Genomic DNA, 17,408 nt, shown 5'->3' on the forward strand with positions numbered 1-17,408 from the left:
CGCGGCGTTCTGCCGCGATCTGCGCCAGCGATTGCAGCAGCAGCGTCGATTTGCCCGCACCGTTCGCGCCGACGAGACCGGCCTTTTCGCCGGGATTCAGCGTGAACGAGGTTTGCTCGAAAAGCGGCTTGGTGCCGCGGGCAAGACTGAATTGATTGAAGCGGATCACAGCGGCGCCAGCATGGGAAAAACGCTATTTTAGACTGCATGGCCCGTGCGCCGGCATCGGCTGTCAGGCCAGGGTGTGTCGCGCTTTGTTTCTCACGTAGACTGGCGCTTTGCTATGGGAGACCACAGATGCCTTCGATCTATTCGTTTTCGGCCCAGGCGCTGGGTGGCGGCGCGCCGGTGAGCCTCGAAAGCTACGCAGGCAAGGTGCTGCTCATCGTCAACACGGCGAGCGACTGCGGGTTCACGCCGCAATATACGGGGCTGCAGAAGCTTTACGACGACTACGCCACGCGCGGGCTCGCGGTGCTGGGCTTTCCCTGCAACCAGTTCGGCAAGCAGGAGCCGGGCGATTCGGCGCAGATCGGCAGCTTTTGCGAGAAGAACTACGGCGTCACGTTTCCGATGTTCGACAAGATCGACGTGAACGGGGCGAACGCGCATCCGCTCTATCGTTGGCTCACGGGCGAAGCGCCGGGCCTGCTCGGACTCGAAGCGATCAAGTGGAACTTCACGAAATTCCTCGTGGACCGCAACGGCAAGGTGGTGAAGCGCTACGCGCCGGTCACGAAGCCCGAGGCGATCGCGGCCGACATCGAGAAACTGCTGTAGAGCGCGGCTTGACCCGCCGCGGCTAGAGAATCGGCGCGAACAGGCGCGCGAGATGCATCGCGATCTTGCGCCACCAGGGCGCGTTGCGGTACTCGCTGCGGTCGATCTCGACCGTCTCCGCGAAGTCGCGCAGGAGCATCGCTTCGACCTCGGCGGCAAACCCGCGGTGGACCGTGAGCACCATGATCTCGAAGTTCAGGCGGAACGATCGGTTGTCCAGATTCGCGCTGCCGATCGCCGCGGCCATGTCGTCGATCAGCACGACCTTCTGGTGCAGGAAACCCGGCTGGTAGCGGAAGATGCGGATGCCCGCGCGGATCGCATCGAAGGCGTAGAGCGTCGAAGCCTCGAACACCACATAGTGATCGCGCCGGCTCGGGATCATGATGCGCACGTCCACGCCACGCAGCGCGGCGAGCCGCAGCGCGGAGAGCACGGCTTCGTCGGGCACGAGGTAGGGCGTAGTGATCCAGAGGCGCCGTTGCGCGGCGTTGATCGCCTCGACGAAAAAGAGCGAGCAGGTTTCCTGGCGGTCGGCCGGGCCGGTCGGCATGACGAGGCAAGGCATGTTGTCGTCCAGCGCCGCGACGCCGGGCGGCTCGCACCCCGGCAACTCCTGGGTGGCCCAGTACCAGTCTTCGGTGAAGACGAACTGGATGTTGGCCACGGCCGGACCGCGCACTTCGATGTGCGTGTCGCGCCACGGCGAGAGCGGCGGCTTTGCGCCCAGATACTCGACGCCCACGTTGTGCCCGCCCACGAACGCGCGTTCGCCGTCCACCACGACGATCTTGCGGTGATTGCGGAAGTTGAGCTGGAAACGGTTGACGAAGTGGCGCTTCGTGGAGAACGGGTGCACGACCACGCCGGCCGCGCGCAGCTCGTGCACGTAGCTGGCGGGCAGATCGAAGCTGCCGATGCTGTCGTAGAGGAAGAAGGCGCGCACGCCGCGCGCCGTGCACTGGAGGAGCGTGTCCTTCAGCATGTTGCCGAGCGCGTCGTCGCGCACGATGAAGAACTGTACGATGACGTAGTGCTTTGCCTGCTCGATGGCGTCGAAGATCGCGCCGAACGTGGCCTCGCCGTTGACCAGCGTGCGCACCGAATTGCCGGGCGCGAGCGGCAGGCCGCCCAGGTGCGCCATCGTGCGTATCATGCGCGCACCGGGCTCGTGATCGGGCGAGGCGCCGTCATGGCGCGGCTTGTCCCGCTCCGGGGCGTGCGCGCGCTCGCGCAGGTTCTCGTTGCGCAGCCGCCGCGCGTCGACGTAACCCTCGAACTTGCTGCGCCCGAGAAACAGATACGGGATCAGCGTCAGATACGGCATGGTCGCGAGCGAGACCGCCCACGCGATCGCACCCTGCGAGGTGCGCGTATTCATGATGGCGTGGCAAGCCGCGGCGAGTCCAAGCAGGTGGATGACCGCGAGCAGGGGGCCGAGTTGTGACCAGTCGAATCGCATAGGAACGCGCGCGTGCCGTTAATCCGCGACAGTCAGACCGGCAGATCGGCCGCCTGGATCAGGAATACCTGATCGTCGCCCGCGCTGGTCGAGAGCCAGACGAGGTCGAGGCCGCCGAACACCGCCTCGACGTTCGCCCGTTCGTTGCCGATCTCGACCACGAGCACGCCTTCGTCGGTCAGCCAGTTGCGCGCCTGTCCGATGATGCGACGCACGATGTCCATGCCGTCCGCACCGCCGGCCAGCGCCATTTCCGGCTCGTGGCGGTATTCGGGCGGCAGCGCCTGCATCGATTCGGCGTTCACGTACGGCGGGTTCGTAATGATCACGTCGTAACGGCGCTCGGGCAGCGGCGCGAAGAGGTCGCCTTCGAAGAGCGCGATCTGATCGTCGAGGCCATGCTCCTGCACGTTGCGCCGCGCCACTTCGAGCGCCGGCGCCGAGAGATCGACGGCGTCGATGTCGGCGTTCGGGAACGCATGCGCGGCGAGGATCGCGAGGCTGGCCGACCCCGTGCACAGTTCGAGCACCGCGCCCACCTGTTCGGGATCTTCGACATAGGGCTGCAGGCCGTCTTCGAGCAGTTCGCCGATGAACGAACGCGGCACGATCACGCGCTCGTCCACGTAGAAGCGCAGGCCGTGCATCCAGGCTTCCTTCGTGAGGTAGGCGGCCGGCACGCGTTCGGTGGCGCGGCGCTCGATCACGGCGAGCACCGTATCGACTTCTTCGCTCGTGAGCCGGGCGTCGAGGAACGGGTCCAGCAGGTCGAGCGGCAGATGCAGCGTGTGCAGGATCAGGTAGGCGGCTTCGTCGTAGGCGTTGGTCGAGCCGTGGCCGAAGGCCAACTGGGCGCTCGTGAAACGCGTGACGGCGTAGCGCAGCAGGTCGCGCACGGTCGAGAAGGTGGTCGTCAGCGGATGGGGCATGGTGGAAGACTCCGGCGGGCGGTTTCAGGCGATCAGTTGTTCGAGCACGCGGCGGTACACGTTCTTGAGCGGTTCGACGAACTTCACTTCGATATGCTCATCGATCTTGTGGATAGTGCCGTTGGGCGGTCCGAATTCCACGACTTGCGGGCAGATGCGCGCGATGAAGCGGCCGTCGGAGGTGCCACCCGTGGTCGAGAGCTCGGTCGTGACGCCGGTCTCGTCGAGGATCGCCTTTTCGAGCGCGTTCGAGAGGCCGCCGCGCGGGGTGAGGAACGGCAGGCCGCTCACGCTCCAGTGCAGGTCGTAGTCGAGACCGTGCTTGTCGAGGATCGCGTGCACGCGCTGCTGCAGGCCTTCCACCGTGCTCGCGGTCGAGAAGCGGAAGTTGAACTGCACGTCGGCGTGGCCCGGAATCACGTTGCTCGCGCCGGTGCCGCTGTGCAGGTTCGACACCTGCCACGTGGTGGGCGGGAAGTATTCATTGCCGTCGTCCCACTTTTCGGCGACGAGTTCGGCCAGCGCCGGCGCCAGCAGGTGCACCGGGTTCTTCGCGAGATGCGGATACGCGATGTGCCCCTGCACGCCTTTGACGATCAGCTTGCCCGACATCGAGCCGCGGCGGCCGTTCTTCACGCAGTCGCCGAGCACGTGCGTCGAGGTCGGTTCGCCGACGATGCAGTAGTCGAGCTTCTCGCCGCGTTGCTGCAGCGCCTCGACGACTTTCACGGTGCCGTCGGTGGCGGGGCCTTCCTCGTCGCTCGTGATCAGGAACGCGATCGCGCCGCGATGCTGCGGGTGGGCCGCGACGAACTCTTCCGTGGCCACGACGAACGCGGCGAGCGACGTCTTCATGTCGGCGGCGCCGCGCCCGTAGAGCTTGCCGTCACGATGGGTCGGCTCGAACGGCGGCGACTGCCATTGTTCGAGCGGGCCGGTCGGCACGACGTCGGTGTGGCCCGCGAACGCGAGCAGCGGACCGTCGGTGCCGGCGGCGCCGCGCTTGACGGCCCACAGGTTCGTGACGCCGTGCGATTCGATCGTCTCGCACGTGAAGCCGAGCGGCGCGAGGCGCTCGGTCATGATGCGCTGGCAGTGCTGGTCGTCGGGCGTTACGGACGCGCGGGCAATCAGGGCTTCGGTAAGGGCGAGGGTACCGGACATGGTTGGGCCACTTTCAATAAAAATGCCGGCGCCGCTGACGAATCAGGGGCCGGCAACAGCTTGTGATGCCAGTTTGCGCCCGATCCGCGGCAAGCGTTTTTCGGGCGCGCGCGGCGTTCAGGCAAATAGCCTCAGGCAAACAGCATTTCGTACTGGTCGGCGGAAAAGCCGAGCGTCTTCACACGGCCATTCACCACGACGACGGGGCGCTTGATGATCGACGGCTTGTGGATCATCAGCGCGATCGCGCCGGCGGTCGTGTCGGCTTCGGCCTTGTGCACGTCGGACAGGCCGCGCCACGTCGTGCCGCGCTTGTTGATGAGCTGGTCGAGCGGCACGTCCTTCAGCCAGTCCTGGACCAGCGCATTCGACACGCCTGCCTTCTTGAAGTCGTGGAACTCGAACTCGACGCCATGCTCTTCGAGCCACACGCGGGCCTTTTTCACGGTGTCGCAGTTCGGAATGCCGTAAACGACGGTCTTCGCGGCCCTCGCCATCAGTCGCCTCGCAGCAGCTCGTTCAGGCCGACCTTCGCGCGCGTCTTCGCATCGACCTTCTTGACGATCACGGCGCAGTAGAGGCTGTGCGAGCCGTCCTTCGAGGGCAGATTGCCGGCGACTACGACCGAGCCTGCCGGAATGCGGCCGTACGAGACTTCGCCGGTTTCGCGGTCGTAAATCTTGGTGCTCTGGCCGAGATACACGCCCATCGAGATGACCGAGTTCTCTTCGACGATCACGCCTTCCACGACTTCCGAGCGCGCGCCGATGAAGCAGTTGTCTTCGATGATGACGGGGTTGGCCTGCAGCGGCTCCAGCACGCCGCCGATGCCCACGCCGCCCGAGAGGTGCACGTTCTTGCCGATCTGCGCGCACGAGCCGACGGTCGCCCACGTGTCGACCATCGTGCCTTCGTCGACGTAGGCGCCGATGTTGGTGTACGACGGCATCAGCACGACGTTTTTCGCGATGAACGAGCCGCGGCGCGCGATGGCCGGCGGCACCACGCGGAAGCCGCCCGCGGCGAAGTCTTCGGCCGTGTAGCCGGCGAACTTCGAGGGCACCTTGTCGTAGAACTGGCTATAGCCGCCGGCCGCCATCGGCACGTTGTCTTCGAGGCGGAACGACAGCAGCACGGCCTTCTTGACCCACTGGTTGACGACCCAGTCGCCGTCCTTCTTCTCGGCGCAGCGCAGGGCGCCACGGTCCAGTTCCGCGATCACGTGGGCGACGGCTTCGCGCACGTCGTTCGGGGCGGACTTCGGCGAAAAGTCGGCCCGGTTTTCCCAGGCGGTGTCGATGATCTGCTGAAGTTGCTGTGACATGGTGAGGGTTTCGTGTGAGTTCGGTAGAGGGTAGCGGCAGCACGCGCGATGCGCATGCTGCGATGGTCTGGCTTACTGCTTGAGCGAGTGGCAGAAATCGACGATGCGTTGTGCGCCCTCGATGCACTCCTCGACGTCGGCGACGAGCGCCATGCGGATGAAATCCTTGCCCGGATTCGCGCCGTGCGCGGTGCGGGCCAGATACGAACCCGGCAGAACCGTCACATTATAGTCGGCGTGGAGGCGCTGGGCGAACGCGGTATCCGTGAGGCCGGTGCGCGCGACGTTGGCCCAGAGGTAGAACGCGGCGTCGGGCAGGCGCACGTCGAGCACTTCGGTGAGCATGGGCGTGACTGTTGCAAACTTCTGCACGTACTTTGCGCGGTTCTCGCGCACGTGGATCTCGTCGTTCCATGCGGCGATGCTCGCGGCCTGCCAGACCGGTGACAGCGCCGAGCCGTGGTAGGTTCGGTAGAGCAGGAATTGCTTGAGGATCGCGGCGTCGCCCGCGACGAAGCCCGAGCGCATGCCCGGTGCGTTCGAGCGCTTCGAGAGGCTCGAGAGCATGACAAGGCGCGTAAAGTCGCGGCCGAGCTGGTGCGCCGCTTCAAGGCCGCCGAGCGGTGGCTTCGCTTCGTCGAAATAGATTTCGGAGTAGCACTCGTCGGACGCAATCACGAAGCCGTAGCGGTCGGAGAGCGCGAAGAGTTCGCGCCAGTCTTCGAGCGTGAGCACGGCACCCGTCGGATTGCCGGGCGAGCACACGTAGAGCAACTGCGTGCGCGCCCAGACGTCCTCGGGCACTTGCGAGTAATCGCACGCGTAGTTGCGTGCCGGATCGCTGTTCACGAAGTAGGGCTCGGCGCCCGCGAGCAGCGCGGCCCCTTCGTAGATCTGGTAGAACGGGTTCGGGCAGAGTACGATCGCCCGTCTGGCCGGGTCTTTCACGCCGGCGGCCGGGTCGAGCACCGCCTGCGCGAGCGCGAAGAGCGCCTCGCGCGAGCCGCAGACCGGCAGCACCTCGGTGTTCGCGTCGACGGCGGGCAGGCCGTAACGCGCCTTCACCCAGTTCGCGATCGATTCGCGCAGCGCCGGGTTGCCGGCCGTCGCGGGATAGACCGAGAGCCCGTCGAGCGAAGCCACGATCGCGTCGCGGATCAGCGCGGGCGTCGGGTGTTTCGGCTCGCCTATCCCGAAGCTGATGGGGCGCAGGCCGGCTTTCGGCTTGACGTCCTTGAACAGGGCGCGGAGCTTTTCGAAGGGGTAGGGCTGGAGGGTATCGAGTAACGGATTCACTTGGCGTCGGACGGGCGTGGACGAAGGACGGGCGGGCAGCGCGCGGGCGACGTAGGGTTCGCGCCGGAGGCGATCCGCCCGGCATGAGTACCGCGGCGCCCACGGCGGGCCTGCTGCAAGCGTTTGATTATAACGTGGCGATGTCCGCGCGGTGCCGAGGGGCGCGGCGGACATTGCGAGGCCGCCGGGCTTAAAAAATAGCGAGATTGAGAGATGACGAATTCGACGTGTCCGGCGAGATGCCGGGCCAGGCAGCCGGCATGCCGGAGGTCCGGCACATGATCCGGAGTCTGGAGAGTCTGCAAAAGGGCGGTCCGACGCTCGCGATCATGATTGGCGCGTCGGTCTGGGGCTTCGTCTGGTATCCGCTGCGCATGCTCGCAGCGCTAGGCGTGACGGGGACGGCCGCGAGCGCGGCGACGAGCGCCGCCGGTTGCGCCTTCGTCCTGCTCCTGCGCTGGCGCTCCATTGCGACGGTGCGCTGGCACTGAGTGCTGCCGATGCTCGGTCTCGCAGCCGGCGTAACGAACCTGGGCTTCGTCTGGGGCTCGATCCACGGCGAAGTGATGCGGGTGCTGTTGCTCTTCTATCTGACCCCGGCGTGGACCGCGCTCTTCGCCCACTTCATTCTGGGCGAGCGGCTGACCTGGCCGGGCGCGGCGCTTGCCGCGCTTTCACTGGTGGGCGCGATGCTGATGCTGTGGTCGCCCGCGCTCGGCGTGCCGCTGCCGGGCAATGCGGCCGAATGGGCTGGACTTGCGGGGGGAATGGGGTTCGCGATGAGCAACGTGCTCGTGCTCAAGACGAGCCGTGTGCTGCCCGACATGAAGCCTGAAATGCGCACGGCCGTGATCTTCGGCGGCGCAGCCTTGTTCGGCGCGGCGGCGACGTTTTTCGAGCCGATGACGGCCGTGCCCGCGGGCGGCCTGCTGGTTCGTGCGGTGCTGCTTGCCCTGGTGCTGGGTCTCGTGCTCGCATCGAACAACATGCTCGTGCAGTACGGCCTTGCCCGCGTGCCGGCCAACCGGGCATCGATCGTCATGTTGTTCGAGATCGTCGTGACCGCCCTGAGTTCCTGGGCGCTCGCGGGCGAGACGCCGGGGCCCCGCGAATGGGCCGGCGGCGGCTGCATCGTGCTGGCTTCGCTCCTGTCGAGCTGGATGCACCGCTCGCGCGGCAAGCAGGATGCCGCCCGGCGGAATGCCGCCCGCGCGATGGTATGATTGCCGCTGATTCTCGCCCCACGGCGCACACGGAGAGTGTCGTGTGGCGAGCCGTGGCGGCTGCCTCGTGTGCCCCGCTGCCGTGCCGCACCGTGCGATGAAGCCGGTGCGCGGCATGCGCCACGGGCGGTCCCGTTCACTCTCCCTATTCCAACAGCGATATCGCCGTGCGTCTGACCTCGATTAAACTCGCTGGCTTCAAATCCTTCGTCGATCCCACGCATTTCCAGGTTCCGGGCCAGCTGGTTGGGGTGGTCGGGCCGAATGGCTGTGGCAAATCCAACATCATCGATGCAGTGCGCTGGGTGCTCGGCGAGTCCCGTGCCTCCGAGCTGCGCGGCGAGTCGATGCAGGACGTCATCTTCAACGGCTCGACTGCGCGCAAGCCGGGCAGCCGCGCGAGCGTCGAGCTGGTGTTCGACAATGCGGACGGCCGGGCGGCCGGGCAGTGGGGCCAGTATGCCGAGATCGCTGTCAAGCGCGTGCTGACGCGCGACGGCACGTCGAGCTACTACATCAACAACCTGCCGGCGCGCCGCCGCGACATCCAGGACATCTTCCTCGGCACGGGCCTTGGGCCGCGCGCCTACGCGATCATCGGCCAGGGCATGATCGCGCGCATCATCGAAGCGAAGCCCGAAGAGCTGCGCGTGTTCCTCGAAGAGGCGGCTGGTGTTTCGAAGTACAAGGAGCGCCGCCGCGAGACCGAGAACCGCCTGCACGACACGCGTGAGAATCTCACGCGCGTGGAGGACATCGTGCGCGAGCTCTCGACGAACCTCGAGAAGCTCGAAGGCCAGGCCATCGTCGCAACGAAGTTCCGCGAGCTGCAAAGCGAAGGCGAAGAGAAGCAGCGCCTTTTGTGGCTGTTGCGCAAGAACGAGGCGAGGAGCGAACAGGAGCGCCAGCAGCGCGCCATCGAGCAGGCCCAGATCGATCTCGAACGCCACACCGCGCAACTGCGCGAAGTGGAGGCGCAGCTCGAAACACTGCGCGTCGCGCACTATTCGGCAAGCGACGCGATGCAGGGTGCGCAGGGCGCACTCTACGAAGCGAATGCCGAAGTGAGCCGTCTCGAAGCCGAGATCAAGTTCATCGTCGAGTCGCGCAACCGGGTGCAGGCGCAGATCGCCGCGCTCACCGCGCAGCGCGAGCAGTGGCAGTCGCAGGCGCAGAAGGCCCAGGGCGACCTCGAAGAAGCCGAAGAGCAACTGGCCATCGCCGAGGAAAAGGCGGCCGTGGCCGAGGAAGAGGCGGCGGCGAAGCAGGAAGCGCTGCCGGCACTGGAGACGCGCTGGCGCGACGCGCAAGGTCAGCTCAACGAAGAACGCGCGGGCATTGCCCGCACCGAGCAGGCGTTGAAGCTCGAGGCCGCGCATCAGCGCAACGCCGATCAGATGCTCCAGCAGCTCCAGCAGCGTGAGGAGCGCCTGAAAGCCGAAAAGGGCGGACTCGACGCCCCGGACGAAGCGCAGCTCGAAGAGCAGCGCATGCAGCTCGCGGAACAGGAGGAAGTCCTGCGCGACGCGCAGGATCGTCTCGCCGAGGCCCAGGAGGCGCTGCCTCGTCTCGATGGCGAACGCCGCGCCGCGCAGGAGCGCGTGCAGGCCGAGAGCGCGCAGATTCACCAGTTCGAGGCGCGTCTCGCGGCGCTCAAGCAACTGCAGGAGAACGTTCAGACCGAAGGCAAGATCCAGCCATGGCTCGACAAGCACGAACTCGGCGCACTGCCGCGTCTGTGGAAGAAGCTGCATGTCGAGGCCGGCTGGGAAACGGCGCTCGAAGCCCTGCTGCGCGAGCGTCTCGCCGCGCTCGAAGTGTCGAACCTCGACTGGGTGAAGGCATTCGCGAGCGACGCACCCCCGGCCAAGCTGGCGTTCTACGCGCCGCCGGCCGTAGGCCAGACGGCGCCGGTACCGGCGGGCTTTACGTCGCTGCTGTCGCTCGTGCGCATCGACGACGCCGGTCTGCGCGCCGTGCTGACCGAGTGGCTCGGTTCGACCTTCATCGCAACGGATCTGGCCGAGGCACTGGCGCAGCGCGCGCAATTGCCGTCGGGCGGCGTCTTCGTCGTCAAATCCGGCCATATGGTGACGCGCGTAGGCGTTCAGCTCTATGCCGCCGATTCCGAACAGGCCGGCATGCTGGCGCGTCAGCAGGAGATCGAGAACCTCGCGCGCCAGGTGCGTGCGCAGGCGCTGCTCGCCGACGAAGCGCGCACCGCCGCGATTCGCGCGGAAGCAGCGCATACGCAGGCGGCGCAGGCGCTCACGGAAGTGCGTCAACAGGCCGAGCGCGCCACGCAACGCGTGCACGCGTTGCAGATGGAGGTGCTGAAGCTCACGCAGGCGCACGAGCGCTACACGGCGCGCAACACGCAGATTCGCGAGGAACTCGAAGAGATCGCCGCACAGATCGACGAGCAGCGTGCGCTGCGTGCGGATTCCGAAGCGAACTTCGAGCGCCAAGACGTCGAGCTGGCCGAACTGCAGGCGTGCTTCGAGGACAACCAGTTGGCGTTCGAATCGCTCGACGAGGCGCTGGCTGCGGCGCGCAATGAAGCGCGCGACCTCGAGCGTGCCGCGGGCGACGCGCGCTTTGCCGCGCGCAACATGGCGAACCGGATCGAAGAGCTGCGCCGCAATATCCAGGTGGCGCACGATCAAAGCGAGCGCGTGGCGGCATCGCTCGAAGACGCGCGCGCGGAACTCGAAACCATCAACGAGCAGACGGCCCACACGGGGCTGCAGGATGCGCTGGAAGTGCGTGCGGAGAAGGAAGCGCTGCTGCGCGCGGCGCGCGCCGAACTGGACGACCTGAGCGCGAAGCTGCGCCAGGCGGACGAAATGCGCCTTACCGCCGAGCGCGCGCTGCAGCCGCTGCGCGACCGTATTACGGAACTGCAGTTGAAGGAGCAGGCCGCGCGCATCAACGGCGAGCAGTTCGTCGAACAACTGCAGGCGGCGGGCGTCGACGAAGCGGAACTGCAGGCCAGGCTCACGGCGGACATGAAGCCGGCTTATCTGCAGGGGGAAGTTACGCGCATCAACAACGCGATCGCGGCGCTCGGCCCGGTGAACATGGCTGCGCTCGACGAGCTGGCCGCGGCGAAGGAGCGCAAGACCTTCCTCGATGCGCAGTCCGCCGACCTCACGAGCGCCATCGAGACGCTCGAAGACGCGATCCGCAAGATCGATCAGGAAACGCGCACGCTGCTCCAGGGCACGTTCGACGAGGTGAACCGCCACTTCGGCGAGCTTTTCCCGCGTCTGTTCGGCGGCGGCCAGGCGAAGCTCATCATGACCGGCGACGAGATTCTCGACGCCGGCGTGCAGGTCATGGCGCAGCCTCCCGGCAAGAAGAACTCGACGATTCACCTGCTCTCGGGCGGCGAGAAAGCGCTTACGGCGACCGCGCTGGTGTTTGCGATGTTCCAACTGAATCCTGCGCCGTTCTGTCTGCTCGACGAGGTGGATGCGCCGCTCGACGACGCGAATACGGAACGCTTCGCGAACCTCGTGCGCGCGATGTCGGACAAGACGCAGTTCCTGTTCATTTCGCACAACAAGATTGCGATGGAAATGGCCCAGCAACTGATCGGCGTGACGATGCAGGAGCAGGGCGTCTCGCGTATCGTCGCAGTCGACATGGAAACGGCCGCGGGATTCGCACAGAATACGGCTTGAACGAGGGCGCGCGACGCGCGGCCGGGGGCGCCGGAAAACAGGGCAGCCGCGGCGCGTGTGGCGAATGCAACGCATGCGGCGCACGTTTGTCTCGCGCGCCGCTGAACAAGAATTGCTGATGGAGCATGCATGGACGAGTTGACTCTCGGGTTGATCGGCGCGGGCGCCGTGGTGGTCGGGGGCGTGGTGGTCTACAACGCGTGGCAGGGTGCGAGGGTGCGCCGGCGCATGCCGCGCCCGATGCCCGAGGAAACGGCCGATCTGTCGCCGCGCGACGACCTCGAAGAGCCGAGCCCGTTCATCGAACCGGCCCGCGCACCGTCGCGGCGCGAACCCTCGCTCGCGGGCGGGGTGGCGGAGGAGCGCGTCGAACCGGGTTTCGGCACGGCCGCACCGCTCGATACCCCGGCCGACATCCAGGCCGAAACCACGACGCCGAACGGTTTTCCTGAAGATCAGCCGCAATCCGGGGCTGAGTCCCCGGAGCCTGCTGCCGAGACCGCGGCGGCCGGTCGGACCGACGAGGCCGAACGCGTCGAGCCCGTGCTGCCCGCCGCAACGACGATCTCCGCGGCGCCGCCCGCCGTGGTCGATCGCCGTATCGACTGCATCGTGCCCATCCGGCTTGGCGCGCCGCTGGCCGGCGAGCGCGTTATACCCCACGCGCAGCGCCTGCGCCGTGCGGGCAGCAAGCCTGTGCATATCGAAGGCAAGCCCGAAAACGGCGACGGCTGGGAACTGCTGCAAAACGGCGTGCGCTACGAAGAACTGCGCGCAGCGGCGCAACTCGCGAATCGCAACGGCCCGCTTAACGAACTGGAGTTCTCGGAGTTCGTGACGGGCGTGCAACAGTTCGCCGACGCGATCGACGCCGCGCCCGAGTTCCCGGACATGATGGAGACCGTCGCAATGGCGCGCGAACTCGACGGCTTCGCCGCGCAATGCGACGCGCAACTCTCGATCAACGTGATGTCGGACGGTGCGCCGTGGTCGGCGAACTACGTACAGGCCGTGGCGGCGCAGGACGGCCTGCTGCTTTCGCGCGACGGCACGCGCTTCGTGAAGCTCGACGCGAAGCAGAGCCCGGTGTTCATGCTGCAGTTCGGCGACACCAACTTCCTGCGCGACGACCTCACGTACAAGGGCGGTCAGATGATCACGCTCGTTCTCGACGTGCCGGTGGCCGACGAGGACATCCTGCCGTTCCGGCTCATGTGCGACTACGCGAAATCGCTGGCCGAGCGCATTGGCGGGCGCGTGGTGGACGATCAGCGCCGGCCGCTGCCGGAAGCGGTGCTGCAGTCCATCGACAAGCAGCTCATGACGCTTTACGCGAAACTCGAAGAGGCCGGCATTCCGGCGGGCTCCCCGGCCACGCGCCGGCTCTTCAGCCAGTAACGCGCGAGCGTGCCGCGCTGCGCCGCAAGGGCGTTGCGCGCAAGATACGGCGGTGGAACCGGCGCTTCGGCCGGTTTCAGTTCGGACTGGAAAATGCATGGTGGGAATGCTTCGTGCGCAATTGGGACGCGTTCACGGTCGCATGCCCGCCGGCGTACCGTCAACGCCGCGGGGCCAACGTTGGCCGTTCAGCCAGGATCTCCCGGCAGGCCGTGCGGCGGCGTACGAAGCTGGCCGTTCGGCCGATGTCACGCGCTGTGCTTCCTGCGATAATCTGACTCCGAATATTCCCGGATCCACCCCAGCATGGCCCGAACGCCCGCCCGACATTCCGATGAATCGCCAGCGTCGCAACGCGCGGCGTGGTTGCGCGCCGAACTCGAACGCGCGAATCACGCCTACTACGTGCTCGACCAGCCGGAGCTGCCCGACGCGGAGTACGACCGGTTGTTCAAGGAGCTGCAGCAGCTCGAAGCCGATCATCCGGAACTCGTCATCTCCGACTCGCCCACGCAGCGCGTAGGCGGCGAGGTCGCGACCGGGTTCGAGCCAGTCGTGCACGACGTGCCGATGCTTTCGCTGAACAACGGCTTCGAGGAGGAAGACATCGTCGCGTTCGACAAGCGTGTGTCCGAAGCGCTCGGCAAGACGGACGTCGAATACGCGTGCGAACTCAAGTTCGACGGGCTCGCCATTTCGCTGCGCTACGTCGACGGCGCGTTCGTCCAGGCTTCCACGCGCGGCGACGGCACGACCGGCGAGAACGTCACGGAAAACGTCCGCACGATCCGCTCGCTGCCGATGCGTCTGAAGGGCCCGCGCGTGCCGAAGGTGCTGGACGTGCGCGGCGAGGTGCTGATGTTTCGCCGCGACTTCGAACGTATGAACGAGCGCCAGCGCGAAGCGGGGCAGAAGGAGTTCGCCAACCCGCGCAACGCCGCGGCCGGCAGCCTGCGTCAACTCGATTCCAGAATCACCGCCCAGCGGCCGCTCTCGTTCTTCGCTTACGGCATCGGCGTGCTGGAAGGCGAGCCGATGCCGGCCACGCATGGCGAGCTGCTCGACTGGTATGCCGAACTCGGGCTGCCCGTGAACAACGAGCGTGCTGTCGTGACCGGGGCGCAAGGTCTGCTCGCGTTTTTCCGCGCCGTGGGCGAGAAGCGTGACAACCTCCCGTACGACATCGACGGTGTGGTCTACAAGGTCAATCGGCGCGACGAGCAGGACGTGCTGGGCTTCGTCTCGCGCGCACCGCGATTTGCGCTCGCCCACAAGTTTCCGGCTCAGGAGGCGCTCACGAAGCTGCTCGCGATCGAGGTTCAGGTTGGGCGCACCGGGGCCATCACGCCGGTCGCGCGTCTCGAACCCGTGTTCGTCGGCGGGGCTACCGTGACGAACGCCACGCTGCACAATGAGGACGAGGTCCGGCGCAAGGACATCCGTATCGGCGACACCGTGATCGTGCGTCGCGCGGGCGACGTGATCCCGGAAGTAGTGGGCGCGCTGCTCGAGCGCCGCCCCGCGGACGCGCGCGAATTCGTGATGCCGACACAATGTCCGGTTTGCGGCTCGCGCATCGAGCGCCTGCCCGACGAAGCCATTGCGCGCTGTACCGGGGGGCTATTCTGCCCCGCGCAGCGCAAGCAGGCGCTCTGGCACTTCGCTCAGCGCCGCGCGCTCGATATCGACGGTCTCGGCGAAAAGATCATCGACCAGCTCGTCGACCAGAACCTTGTGCGCACGCCCGCAGACCTCTTCAATCTTGGCTTCGGCACGCTGGCCGCGCTGGACCGCATGGCCGACAAGTCGGCGCAGAACCTGCTCGATTCGCTCGAAAAGGCCAAATCGACCACGTTCGCGCGCTTCATCTATGCGCTGGGTATCCGCCATGTCGGCGAATCCACCGCGAAGGATCTCGCGAAGCACTTCGGTTCGCTCGACGCGCTGCTGGGCGCGTCACAGGAGGAACTGCTCGATGTGAACGACGTCGGCCCGATCGTGGCCGAATCCATTCATCAGTTCTTTGCTGAAGAACATAACCGTACCGTGATCGAGCAACTGCGCGCCGCGGGCAAGGTCAGATGGCCCGAGGGGCCTCCCGCGCCGAAGGCGCCGCAGGGCGTGCTGGCCGGCAAGACGGTAGTGCTTACCGGCACGCTGCCCACGCTCACGCGCGACGAGGCGAAGGAGCGGCTCGAGGCGGCCGGCGCGAAGGTTGCCGGTTCGGTGTCGAAGAAGACCGATTACGTGGTGGCGGGTGCCGAAGCGGGCAGCAAACTCGCGAAAGCCGAGGAACTCGGCGTGCCGGTACTCGACGAAGATGGAATGCTCAAGCTCCTGGAGGGCCACACGACATGATTCGCGAAATTCTCAGGATGGGCGATCCCCGGCTGCTTGGCATCGCCAGGCCGGTCGATCACTTCGATACGCCCGAATTGCACGAACTGATCGCCGACATGTTCGACACGATGCATGCGGCGAACGGCGCCGGCCTTGCCGCGCCGCAGATCGGTGTGGATCTGCAGGTCGTCATTTTCGGCTTCGAGCACAACGCGCGTTATCCCGAAGCGCCCGAGGTGCCGCAGACGGTGCTTATCAATCCGGTCATCCATCCGCTCTCGCACGATATGGAAGAGGGCTGGGAGGGCTGTCTTTCGGTGCCGGGCATGCGCGGCGCCGTCAGCCGCTATTCGATGATCCGCTATAACGGCTTCGACCAGTACGGCACGCCCGTCGAGCGTGTTGCCGAGGGCTTCCATGCGCGCGTGGTCCAGCACGAATGCGATCACCTGATCGGCAAGCTCTATCCGATGCGGATTACCGATTTCTCGAAATTCGGCTTTACCGAAGTCCTGTTCCCGGAGCTCGATCCAGGCAGCGACGAGTGAGACGGGACGAAACCAGAAGCGAAAAACGGGAGCCAGCGGCTCCCGTTTTTCCTTGACGCGATGCGGCGGCGCAAGCGCACCGCCGTGCGTGACGAGAACCGCGATCAGAACGATTCGTCGGGCGTCAGATAGCGCCATTGGCCCTGCGGGAGTGCCCCCAGCAGCACGTGGCCCATGCGTACGCGCTTCAGGCCCACCACCTTCAGGCCGACCAGTTCGCACATGCGGCGGATCTGCCGCTTCTTGCCTTCACGCAGCACGAAGCGCAACTGCTCGCCGTTCTGCCAGCTCACCATCGCGGGCTTGAGCGGTACGTCGTCGAGCGACAAGCCATGGCGCAGCTTCGCGAGGAGCTCGGCGGGGAAGTGCTGATCGATCTCGGCTTCGTGGTCGCCGTACGTCACGCGCACGAGGTATTCCTTGTCGACGTCCGATTGCTCGCCGATCAACTGCTTCGCCACGCGGCCGTCCTGGGTCAGCACGAGGAGGCCAGTCGAGTCGATGTCGAGGCGGCCCGCCGGCGCGAGCGTGCGCAGGTGCAGCGGCGAGAAGCGGACGCCCGAGCGGTCGCCTTCCCAGTGATTCTCCGCCGTGACCAGCGTGGCCGCCGGCGCATAGCCGTCCTCGGCCTGGCCCGATACGTAGCCCACGGGCTTGTGCAGGAGGATCGTCACCTGGCGGGCCTGCGCGGCGCGCGCGGCCGGGTCGATCTCGATGTGCTGGTCGGGTGTGACCTTCGAGCCGAGCGTATCGATGCGCTCGCCATCGACGAACACCCAGCCCTTCTCGATCCACTCGTCGGCCTCGCGGCGCGAGCACAGGCCCAGCTCCGACATGCGTTTCGAGAGGCGCAGCGAGCCGGCGGCGTCTTCGCCCTCGTGCGCGGCGCGGCGCGGCGCCGGTTCCGCGTGGGCAGTGTTCTGCTTCACGCGCGTCGCGATCTTGCGCACCGGTGCGTCTTCGCCGCTGCGGCGCGGTCGCGGCGTCTCACCCGTGCGATCGCCCGGGGTCCGGCGCTGGGGGGCAGCGGCGTCGCGCTCGCCGTGGGATGCTTTCGCCGGCCGAGCGTAGCCGCGCTCTTCTGGCGCTCGACGTGGGCCTTGCGGCGCGCCACGGTCGTCGCGCGGGCGGCGGCCCTCGGCATTGCCGAATTCGCGGCGCGGGGCCGCACCGGCTGGCTTGCGGTCGGCGAACGGGCGCTTGCGGTCGTCTGCGCCTTCACTACGCGGGCGCGCCGGGCGGCGTTCTTCGCCATAAC

Annotated in this window: 13 protein-coding genes and 1 pseudogene; 6 read left to right on the forward strand and 8 right to left on the reverse strand. The window is 66.6% G+C overall.

The genetic code is table 11. The features are described from left to right. A partial coding sequence (locus V8683_RS22205; protein WP_462880677.1) for an ATP-binding cassette domain-containing protein occupies positions 1-169 on the reverse strand: 169 nt, incomplete at its 3' end. Between the two features lie 128 nt (positions 170-297). Between V8683_RS22205 and V8683_RS22210 the strand changes: the two genes are divergently transcribed. Continuing rightward, a complete protein-coding gene (locus V8683_RS22210) occupies positions 298-780 on the forward strand; it encodes a glutathione peroxidase (RefSeq protein ID WP_411189744.1) in 483 nt (160 codons plus the stop codon). 22 nt (positions 781-802) lie between these two features. Here V8683_RS22210 and cls read toward each other — a convergent pair whose 3' ends face one another. The 6 genes from cls to dapC form a co-directional block, all read right to left on the reverse strand. Further along, positions 803-2,242: a cardiolipin synthase gene (gene cls, locus V8683_RS22215; RefSeq protein WP_411189743.1), complete on the reverse strand. Its 1,440-nt coding sequence runs from the start codon at positions 2,240-2,242 to the stop codon at positions 803-805. Between the two features lie 32 nt (positions 2,243-2,274). Beyond that, a complete protein-coding gene (gene prmB, locus V8683_RS22220; protein ID WP_411190556.1) occupies positions 2,275-3,159 on the reverse strand; it encodes a 50S ribosomal protein L3 N(5)-glutamine methyltransferase in 885 nt (294 codons plus the stop codon). 36 nt (positions 3,160-3,195) lie between these two features. Next, positions 3,196-4,335: a succinyl-diaminopimelate desuccinylase gene (dapE, locus tag V8683_RS22225; protein WP_411189742.1), complete on the reverse strand. Its 1,140-nt coding sequence runs from the start codon at positions 4,333-4,335 to the stop codon at positions 3,196-3,198. Between the two features lie 131 nt (positions 4,336-4,466). After that, a complete protein-coding gene (locus tag V8683_RS22230) occupies positions 4,467-4,832 on the reverse strand; it encodes an ArsC family reductase (RefSeq protein ID WP_411189741.1) in 366 nt (121 codons plus the stop codon). Then, positions 4,832-5,659 carry a 2,3,4,5-tetrahydropyridine-2,6-dicarboxylate N-succinyltransferase gene (gene dapD, locus V8683_RS22235; RefSeq protein ID WP_411189740.1) on the reverse strand — a complete coding sequence of 276 codons (828 nt, stop codon included), beginning with the start codon at positions 5,657-5,659 and terminating at the stop codon, positions 4,832-4,834. Before dapD ends, V8683_RS22230 begins: the two co-directional genes overlap by 1 nt. Positions 5,660-5,731: 72 nt before the next feature. Continuing rightward, a complete protein-coding gene (gene dapC / locus V8683_RS22240) occupies positions 5,732-6,955 on the reverse strand; it encodes a succinyldiaminopimelate transaminase (protein WP_411189739.1) in 1,224 nt (407 codons plus the stop codon). Between the two features lie 278 nt (positions 6,956-7,233). On the opposite strand from dapC, the pseudogene V8683_RS22245 reads away from it, so the two are divergent. The 5 genes and pseudogenes from V8683_RS22245 (at position 7,234) to def (ending at position 16,150) form a co-directional block, all read left to right on the forward strand. Then, positions 7,234-8,178 (forward strand): annotated as a pseudogene (locus tag V8683_RS22245) (DMT family transporter). 167 nt (positions 8,179-8,345) lie between these two features. After that, positions 8,346-11,864 (forward strand): chromosome segregation protein SMC, encoded by a 3,519-nt coding sequence (gene smc / locus V8683_RS22250; protein ID WP_411189738.1) that lies wholly within the window; start codon positions 8,346-8,348, stop codon positions 11,862-11,864. A gap of 129 nt (positions 11,865-11,993) precedes the next feature. Continuing rightward, positions 11,994-13,262, forward strand: a complete 1,269-nt coding sequence (locus V8683_RS22255; protein WP_411189737.1) for a cell division protein ZipA C-terminal FtsZ-binding domain-containing protein — start codon at positions 11,994-11,996, stop codon at positions 13,260-13,262. A 306-nt stretch (positions 13,263-13,568) separates the two neighbouring features. Further along, positions 13,569-15,620, forward strand: a complete 2,052-nt coding sequence (ligA, locus tag V8683_RS22260; protein ID WP_411189736.1) for an NAD-dependent DNA ligase LigA — start codon at positions 13,569-13,571, stop codon at positions 15,618-15,620. Then, the gene (gene def, locus V8683_RS22265; RefSeq protein WP_411189735.1) at positions 15,617-16,150 is read left to right on the forward strand and encodes a peptide deformylase; all 534 of its coding nucleotides are present in this window, start codon (positions 15,617-15,619) and stop codon (positions 16,148-16,150) included. Before ligA ends, def begins: the two co-directional genes overlap by 4 nt. A 104-nt stretch (positions 16,151-16,254) precedes the next feature. Here def and V8683_RS22270 read toward each other — a convergent pair. Further along, the coding region (locus tag V8683_RS22270) for a pseudouridine synthase (RefSeq protein ID WP_462880676.1) at positions 16,255-17,408 on the reverse strand (1,154 nt) is incomplete at its 5' end.

This window comes from Paraburkholderia sp. AV2, from assembly GCF_054968425.1.

Coding starts and splice junctions, on each gene's coding strand:
- ligA (WP_411189736.1), top strand. CDS start 13,569: ATGGCCCGAACGCCCGCCCGACATTCCGATGAATCGCCAGCGTCGCAA.
- def (WP_411189735.1), top strand. CDS start 15,617: ATGATTCGCGAAATTCTCAGGATGGGCGATCCCCGGCTGCTTGGCATC.
- cls (WP_411189743.1), bottom strand. CDS start 2,242: ATGCGATTCGACTGGTCACAACTCGGCCCCCTGCTCGCGGTCATCCAC.
- V8683_RS22255 (WP_411189737.1), top strand. CDS start 11,994: ATGGACGAGTTGACTCTCGGGTTGATCGGCGCGGGCGCCGTGGTGGTC.
- dapE (WP_411189742.1), bottom strand. CDS start 4,335: ATGTCCGGTACCCTCGCCCTTACCGAAGCCCTGATTGCCCGCGCGTCC.
- V8683_RS22230 (WP_411189741.1), bottom strand. CDS start 4,832: ATGGCGAGGGCCGCGAAGACCGTCGTTTACGGCATTCCGAACTGCGAC.
- V8683_RS22210 (WP_411189744.1), top strand. CDS start 298: ATGCCTTCGATCTATTCGTTTTCGGCCCAGGCGCTGGGTGGCGGCGCG.
- dapD (WP_411189740.1), bottom strand. CDS start 5,659: ATGTCACAGCAACTTCAGCAGATCATCGACACCGCCTGGGAAAACCGG.